The sequence below is a fragment of the Pseudoalteromonas sp. APC 3691 genome (assembly GCF_030408135.1).
GTDB lineage: Bacteria > Pseudomonadota > Gammaproteobacteria > Enterobacterales > Alteromonadaceae > Pseudoalteromonas.
Genome location: NZ_JASDCB010000144.1, coordinates 1 through 1,338, shown reverse-complemented (window position 1 = coordinate 1,338; position 1,338 = coordinate 1). Strand labels below are relative to the sequence as shown.

General features: G+C 42.8%; 1 protein-coding gene. It reads left to right on the top strand.

What is annotated here, in order from left to right:
• The first annotated feature begins 96 nt into the window (after window positions 1–96).
• Window positions 97–1,314, top strand: coding sequence for an IS4 family transposase (locus QL998_RS20620; protein WP_290193392.1), 1,218 nt, complete (start codon window positions 97–99; stop codon window positions 1,312–1,314).
• The last annotated feature ends 24 nt before the right edge of the window (window positions 1,315–1,338 follow it).

The following is a 1,338-nucleotide window of genomic DNA, read 5'->3' as shown; positions in this document are numbered from 1 at the left end:
CTAAAGTATCCCCAGAATTAGCCTTTACATATCAATGAACTAACAGTATTAAAAAATGTGGGTAGTGAGGGAACATTCATGGTGTTTTGTGATCTTATGAATCGCTTAAAAACAACAGAACTAAACACCATGAATGCGTCTACTATTTTGCACAATATGCTCCGCGCTGTCACCCCTAACTCTATTCATAAAGCCAGATTTAATACTCTAGTCGCTGCCGTTAAATCTCTTTTGCACTGTCAGCAATGCACCTTGACGTCTATCGGCCGCAATTTGGATTCAAAAACAACTGAAAAACATGATATTAAACGTATTGACCGACTACTCAGTAACAATGAGCTTTTGCGTGAATCGATATCGGTTTATGTTCGCTTAACCCGTTTTGTGGTCACTGAAAAGCATCCCGTCATTTTGGTCGATTGGAGCCATGCTGATACACAAACCAAATACTGTATTCTGCGTGCCAGCATTGTCAGTGAAGGTCGCTCTTTAACCCTGTATCAGGAAAGTGCATTCAGCTTTCAATATCATTGCCCAAAAGTGCAAAAACGGTTTTTAAAGATGCTCAAACTGATCTTGCCGAGTGATTGCCGCCCCGTGATTGTGACGGATGCGGGCTTTAAAGTCCCCTGGCTCAAAGCCGTGCGGAACAATGGCTGGCATTATATTAGTCGGGTTCGTGGTACGGCACATTTGAAAACGCAGGACAGCGATGAGTTTATTCCATGCCAGTCACTATTCAAGAACAATCAGCGTAAGAGCCAGTATCTTGGCGCGACCGAGCTGACCAAAAGTGCAAAATATCAAACTCATGCAGTGTTGGTTGGCAAGGGACATAAGTTATTAAAAAGAGATAAAAAACGCGGTTATAAGGAGCCTTGGCTACTCGTTTCTTCTCTTCCAAAAAGACACCACTTTCTCGAAAAGGTGCTCAAGCTATATGGAATGAGAATGCAGATAGAGGCAGGGTTTCGAGACCAAAAAAGTGTTAGGTTCGGCTTAGGCTCAGATCTGCACAGAACGAACAAACTCTATCGATTAGACATACTTTTACTGCTCGCAACATTGGCTCATTGGTTCTCAATGATGCTGGGTGCTGTGATAGACAAAGCAGGAAAGACAGGGGCTTTTCAAGCTAACTCAAGCAAAAACAGGCGAGTAGTGTCATGGGCATTTGTTGGGTTGCGATACTTCAAAAAACAGTCCATTGAGCTGCGGCGGCGAGATTACTTGGAAGGGCTAGCCTATTTCGTACAGGTGGTAGTGCAACTCGATTGGAAAAATATGGATGTGAGTGATGTGATTGAAATTTAATAATTATTTTTGGGGATCCCTTAG